Genomic DNA, 5,941 nt, shown 5'->3' with positions numbered 1-5,941 from the left:
CCTCGGCTACATCTACAACGGCTGGGGCCATGCCAACCTTCCGCCCTGGAGCATGGGATTCGTGTATTTGCCGGCTTTGGTCTGGATGGTTCCGGCGAGCATGCTGATTGCTCCGCTAGGTGCGAGGCTCGCTCATCGCCTGCCCGTTTCAACCCTGAAACGCATCTTCGCCTGCGTGCTCATTGCCCTGGCCGCGAAGATGTTGTGGAACTTTTTTTCCTGATCTGAACTCGACTACACGCCATGCGGTGGAACCATGATTTCAATCAATAAAGACGCTCAGGAACCGGTTTCTTCTTGCCTTGAAGCTGAGGGTAAAGTAGGATTGTCCGTTCGTGGCGATTTGGCCACCGCTGGTGAGCGCAACGCTCGCAGCCAGGTCGCGTTTTCTGCATCCGGCTGAGGAACGTCCCCCCAAGTTTCTTACATTCTGAAAGGTCTTGTCATGTCCAACGAGAGCACTGTCGCGCTACTTGATTCTTCAAGTCTAGACGCCTGGAAAAAAGCGGCTACCAAATCGGCTCCAGGCGGAGTGGTTGATGCCATCAACTGGGTCACCCCGGAAGGCATCGTCGTCAAGCCCCTCTATACCAAGCAGGATGTTGCCGGCCTGCAATACACCGATACGCTTCCCGGTTTCGCCCCATTTGTTCGCGGCCCGCAGGCGACCATGTATGCCGTACGTCCCTGGACGATCCGCCAGTACGCTGGCTTTTCGACCGCCGAGGAGTCCAACGCGTTCTACCGCAAGGCGCTGGCCGCCGGTGGTCAGGGCGTTTCGGTTGCCTTCGACCTGGCCACGCACCGCGGTTATGACTCCGACAACGCCCGCGTCGTCGGTGACGTCGGCAAGGCCGGTGTGGCGATCGATTCGGTCGAGGACATGAAGATTCTGTTCGACAGTATTCCACTTGAGAAAATCTCGGTTTCGATGACCATGAACGGCGCCGTGCTGCCGGTTCTCGCCGGCTACATCGTCGCTGCCGAAGAGCAGGGCGTGACGCAGGAAAAACTCTCGGGGACGATCCAGAACGACATCCTCAAAGAATTCATGGTGCGAAACACCTACATTTACCCGCCGAAACCGTCGATGAAAATCATTTCCGACATCATCGGCTACACATCGCAGCACATGCCGAAGTTCAACTCGATCTCGATTTCGGGTTATCACATGCAGGAAGCCGGCGCGACGCAAGCGCTTGAACTGGCCTTCACCATCGCCGACGGCCGTGACTACGTCAAGACGGCCATCGATTCCGGACTTGATGTCGATGCCTTTGCCGGCCGCCTGTCGTTCTTCTTCGCCATCGGCATGAACTTCTATCTCGAAGTGGCCAAGCTGCGCGCCGCGCGCCTGTTGTGGTGGAAGGTCATGCAGGAATTCAACCCGAAGAGCCCGAAGTCTTCGATGCTGCGGACGCACTGCCAGACTTCCGGCTGGACGCTGACCGAACAGGATCCCTACAACAACGTCGTCCGTACCACCGTCGAAGCGATGGCCGCCGTATTCGGCGGCACCCAGTCGCTGCATACCAATTCGCTTGACGAAGCGATTGCCCTGCCAACCGATTTTTCGTCGCGTATCGCACGCAACACCCAGTTGATCATTCAGGAAGAAACCCATATCACCAATGTGGTCGATCCTTGGGCCGGTTCCTACATGATGGAAAAGCTGACACAGGATATGGTCGATGAGGCATGGAATATCATCCAGGAAGTCAAGGGCATGGGTGGCATGACGCAAGCGGTCGAGTCCGGCTGGGCCAAAATGCGCATCGAGGCTTGCGCCGCCGACAAGCAGGCGCGCATCGACTCCGGAAAAGACGTGATCGTCGGCGTGAACAAGTACAAGCTGGCCAAGGAAGATAAACTCGACATCCGCGATATCGACAACAACGCCGTTCGCGAATCGCAAGTGGCCCGCTTGAAGACTATCCGCGCCAGCCGGGATGGCGCTGCCGTGCAAGCTGCGCTCGATGCGCTGACCCAGTGCGCCGAAAGCGGCCAGGGCAACCTGCTCGATTTGACGGTCAAGGCCATGCGCTTGCGCGCTACGGTGGGTGAAGTGTCCGACGCCATGGAAAAGGTATTCGGTCGCTTCCGCGCGACGCAGCAGACCGTCTCGGGTGTCTATGGCTCGGTCGTCGAAGGCATTACCAGCTGGGAAACGCTCAAAGCCGATATCGAAAAATTCAAGGATGACGAAGGGCGTCGTCCGCGCGTCATGATCGCCAAGCTCGGCCAGGATGGTCACGACCGCGGCGCCAAGGTAGTTGCCACGGCCTTTGCCGACCTGGGTTTTGACATCGACGTTGGTCCGCTCTTCCAGACGCCGCAAGAGGCTGCGCGCTTGGCCATCGAAAACGATGTCCACGCCATCGGCGTTTCGTCGCTTGCCGCCGGCCACAAGACCCTTCTTCCGGAATTGGTCAAGGCCCTGAAGGATCAGGGTGCCGATGACATCATCGTCTTTGCCGGCGGTGTTATCCCGGCGCAGGACTACGACTACCTGTACAAGGCTGGCGCCAAAGCCATTTTCGGTCCCGGTACGCGCATCGAGGATTCGGCTACGACGATCATCGCTGAAATTCGTAAAGTGCGCGCAACGGCCAAGGCTTAAAACCCTCGGCATAAAGGAAAGCTAGCCATTGCAATGGATGAGAGCAACAGTCCCAATGTTCCTCTGCCCGCCGTCGACCAGCAGCTGGTCGACGGCGTACTGGGGAAAGGCCGGCGTGCGCTGGCCAAAACCATCACCCTCATCGAGTCGACGCGCAGAGACCACCAGCTTCGTGCACATCAGGTTCTGACTGCGCTTCTGCCGCACACCGGCAAGGCCATTCGCGTCGGCATCTCCGGCGTCCCCGGTGCGGGCAAATCGACCTTCATCGAAACCCTTGGCATTCATCTGATCGAGAACGGGAAACGCGTGGCGGTTCTGGCCGTCGATCCGTCGTCTTCTGTGTCGGGCGGTTCGATCCTCGGCGACAAGACGCGCATGGAAATGCTTTGCCAGCAGGAAAAGGCATTCATTCGCCCGAGCCCTACAGCAGGCTCCCTCGGTGGTGTTGCCGATAAAACACGCGAAGCGATGCTGGTCTGTGAGGCCGCAGGGTTCGATGTCATCATCGTCGAGACGGTGGGTGTCGGACAGTCCGAAACAACGGTGGCCGGAATGGTCGACATCTTTGTTCTGCTCCAGTTGCCGAATTCCGGCGACGACCTGCAGGCCATCAAAAAAGGGATTGTCGAAATTGCCGATCTGGTCGTCTTCAACAAGGCGGACATCGACGAGCGAGCCGCCGAATGCGCCCGTGTGCAGATGAAGACGGCGCTGACCATGCTGCGCGCAGCGAGCCCGAACTGGCGGCCACCGGTGCTCACCGTCAGCGCCCTGGCCAAGCGTGGCATTCCCCAGTTCTGGGCCGAGATCGAGCGCTATCGGGAAACCATGAGCGCCAGTGGCGAATTTGTCGAGAAACGCCGCCGGCAGGCGGTCGACTGGATGTGGAGTCTGATCGACTCGGGTTTGCGGCACTATTTCCGCGAACATCCGGCGGTCCATGCCGCCCTGCCAGGTTTATCAAAGGATGTAGCCGAAGGCCGTACGACGCCCGGAGCGGCGGCGTATCGACTGCTGCATAGCTTGAAGCAATGATCTGACATGTTTTCCGTCATACCTCTTTCATTTGAACCCGATCCACCCTAAACCTTAAGGAGAAAGCATCATGCACGACATCATTCGCCAGCTGGCAGAGAAGCGCGACGCTGCCTGTCTCGGCGGAGGTCAGAAACGCATCGACAGTCAGCACGCCAAAGGCAAGCTATCCGCACGCGAGCGGATTGAACTGTTGCTCGACAACGGGTCCTTCGAAGAATGGGACATGTTCAAAGAGCACCGATGTACCGATTTCGGTATGGCTGACGAGTCCGTTCCTGGCGATGGCGTTGTAATCGGCTATGGCACCATCAATGGGCGCCTGATGTTTGTCTTCTCGCAGGACTTCACGGTCTTTGGCGGTTCGCTTTCCGAATCGCACGCAGAAAAGATCTGTAAAGTGATGGATCAAGCCATGAAGGTCGGCGCGCCGCTGATCGGACTCAACGATTCGGGAGGCGCGCGCATTCAGGAAGGTGTCGCCTCGCTGGGTGGTTACGCTGACGTCTTTCAGCGCAACGTAATGGCTTCTGGTGTCATTCCACAGATTTCCTTGATCATGGGCCCCTGCGCCGGCGGTGCCGTGTACAGCCCGGCGATGACCGACTTCATTTTCATGGTCAAGGACTCCTCGTACATGTTCGTCACCGGTCCCGAAGTCGTCAAGACGGTGACTCACGAAGATGTTACCGCCGAAGAATTGGGGGGTGCCGTCAGCCACACCAGCAAATCCGGCGTTGCCGATCTGGCTTTCGAGAACGATGTCGAGGCACTGATGATCATGCGTCGGTTTCTCGGTTTTCTGCCGGCCAACAACCGCGAAAAGCCGCCTCGTTTGCCGGCACAGGATCCGGCCGACAGACTCGATCTCTCGCTCGACACGCTGGTACCGGATAACACCAACAAACCCTACGACATCAAGGAACTGATCCTCAAGACAGTCGATGACGGCGATTTCTTCGAAATACAACCTGATTTTGCCAAAAACATTGTCATCGGCTTTGGACGAATGGACGGTTCGCCGGTCGGCATCGTTGCCAATCAGCCCTTGGTGATGGCCGGCTGTCTGGATATCAAGAGCTCGACCAAGGCGGCTCGCTTTGTCCGCTTCTGCGACGCATTCAACTTTCCCGTCATCACTTTCGTCGACGTGCCAGGCTTCATGCCCGGCACGGCGCAGGAATACGGCGGCATCATCAAGCACGGCGCCAAACTCCTCTACGCCTACGCCGAATGTACCGTACCCAAGATTACCGTCATCACGCGCAAAGCCTATGGCGGCGCCTATGACGTGATGTCCTCGAAGCATCTGCGCGGCGACGTCAACTTCGCCTGGCCGTCTGCCGAAATTGCGGTCATGGGGCCGAAAGGTGCCGTTGAAATCATTTTCCGCGAAGAGAAGGGCGACCCAGCCAAGCTTGCGCAGCGCGAAGCAGAATACAAAGCAAAATTTGCCAACCCTTTCGTCGCCGGAGCACGCGGGTTCATTGACGATGTCATCATGCCGAACGAAACGCGTAAACGGATTTGCCGTTCGCTCGCCATGTTGCACGACAAGCAGTTGACCAATCCCTGGCGCAAGCACGGGAATATTCCACTGTAAATACCCGGCACGCAGTCAATACAGTGAGCGCAAGAGGCACAGAGATCCACACGAACCCTGTCCCGGCATTTCACTGCATTGTCCGCGCTATCCATGGTTTCTGCGGATTCTGCCCCCCAAGGGGATTGCTTCGTTGAAAGAGGTTAAAAAATGTTCAAGAAAATTCTGATCGCCAATCGCGGTGAAATCGCCTGCCGCGTCATCAAAACCGCCCGCCGCATGGGCATCGCTACCGTCGCCGTACACTCTGAAGCAGACAAGGATTCCCTGCATGTACTGAGTGCGGACGAAGCCGTCTGCATTGGGCCAGCGGCTTCGAAAGACTCGTACCTTAAGATTGACAATATTATTGCTGCCTGCAAGCAAACCGGCGCTGAAGCTGTCCATCCCGGTTACGGTTTTCTCTCCGAGAATCAGGAGTTCTCGAAGCGCCTTGAAGAGAACGGTATTACCTTTATCGGCCCCAAGCACCACTCCGTCGCTGCAATGGGCGACAAGATTGAATCGAAGAAACTCGCCCTGAAGGCCAAGGTCAACACCATTCCCGGTTACAACGACGCCATCGCTGACGCCAAACAAGCGGTCGAGATCGCCAAGGGAATCGGTTACCCGGTGATGATCAAGGCCTCGGCCGGCGGTGGCGGCAAAGGGCTGCGCGTTGCCTTCAACGATACTGAGGC

Annotated in this window: 6 protein-coding genes; all 6 read left to right on the top strand. The window is 57.7% G+C overall.

Annotated features, from left to right (window positions below):
* Window positions 1-223: sulfite exporter TauE/SafE family protein (locus PROAA_RS06505; RefSeq protein WP_186410563.1), on the top strand; the 223-nt coding region annotated here is incomplete at its 5' end.
* Window positions 224-256: 33 nt separating this feature from the next.
* Complete coding sequence (locus PROAA_RS06500; protein ID WP_186410562.1) at window positions 257-403, top strand: hypothetical protein; 147 nt, start codon at window positions 257-259, stop codon at window positions 401-403.
* A 42-nt stretch (window positions 404-445) separates the two neighbouring features.
* The gene (gene scpA / locus PROAA_RS06495) at window positions 446-2,620 is read left to right on the top strand and encodes a methylmalonyl-CoA mutase (protein ID WP_186410561.1); all 2,175 of its coding nucleotides are present in this window, start codon (window positions 446-448) and stop codon (window positions 2,618-2,620) included.
* Window positions 2,621-2,653: 33 nt separating this feature from the next.
* Window positions 2,654-3,658: a methylmalonyl Co-A mutase-associated GTPase MeaB gene (gene meaB / locus PROAA_RS06490; protein ID WP_186410560.1), complete on the top strand. Its 1,005-nt coding sequence runs from the start codon at window positions 2,654-2,656 to the stop codon at window positions 3,656-3,658.
* Window positions 3,659-3,728: 70 nt separating this feature from the next.
* Entirely contained in the window at window positions 3,729-5,261 is a 1,533-nt protein-coding gene (locus PROAA_RS06485; protein WP_186410559.1) for an acyl-CoA carboxylase subunit beta, read from the top strand.
* A 150-nt stretch (window positions 5,262-5,411) separates the two neighbouring features.
* Window positions 5,412-5,941: biotin carboxylase N-terminal domain-containing protein (locus PROAA_RS06480; RefSeq protein WP_281182248.1), on the top strand; the 530-nt coding region annotated here is incomplete at its 3' end.

Origin of the sequence: Candidatus Propionivibrio aalborgensis, from assembly GCF_900089945.1 — a bacterium.
Taxonomy (GTDB): domain Bacteria; phylum Pseudomonadota; class Gammaproteobacteria; order Burkholderiales; family Rhodocyclaceae; genus Propionivibrio; species Propionivibrio aalborgensis.
The sequence above is the reverse complement of the archived record's forward strand: the minus strand, read 5'-3'. Positions and strand labels throughout refer to the sequence as shown.